The 563-nt window shown below is 39.4% G+C and carries 1 protein-coding gene; it reads left to right on the forward strand.

Annotation, left to right across the window (positions count from 1 at the left end):
* Positions 1-253 precede the first annotated feature (253 nt).
* Positions 254-457, forward strand: a complete 204-nt coding sequence (locus tag QGG57_07100) for a zinc ribbon domain-containing protein (protein ID MDP7007921.1) — start codon at positions 254-256, stop codon at positions 455-457.
* Positions 458-563: the final 106 nt, after the last annotated feature.

The raw sequence follows: 563 nt of genomic DNA on the forward strand, positions 1-563 counted from the left end.
TATTATGCCAGTACTCACAAATTAGGTAGGACTTCTGTAACGATTGATATTGATGTTTTCGCTCAAAGACAGTTTGCTGAAGAGGGAGATTTTATTGAGGTTACAAGTGCAAGAGCAGTAATGGTTGCAGTTGATGAGAATAACAAACCTATAGCTTTGAATAAGTGAAAAGGCGCTGTTATAGGATCTATAGTAGACCCACCAAAGAACAAAACAACCACAGTATTAAATTAAACAAAGGCGTCAGGGAGGTATGGCAGAATTCAAATGTAATCGCTGTGGTAGCTATGAATATGAGAAAGGAGAGATAAGAACCACTGGTTCCGGTCTTTCACGTTTCTTCAATTATCAGAATCAGAAATTTGGCGCAATTTCTTGTAAAAGCTGTGGATTCACAGAACTTTATAGGCAAGGTTCAGGTGGTGTTGGTAATTTATTCGATATACTATCGGGTTGAAGACTAAGACAAGCCGGATGAGGAAGCCTGAGTAGTACCGTTTCTAGCCATTTTAAGTACACATACGTCGTCGACAAAGGGGTGTGTACTGCAAACATACTTCGAG

It is taken from the genome of Candidatus Poseidoniia archaeon (genome assembly GCA_030748895.1).
GTDB lineage: Archaea > Thermoplasmatota > Poseidoniia > MGIII > CG-Epi1 > UBA8886.

Coding starts and splice junctions, on each gene's coding strand:
- QGG57_07100 (MDP7007921.1), top strand. CDS start 254: ATGGCAGAATTCAAATGTAATCGCTGTGGTAGCTATGAATATGAGAAA.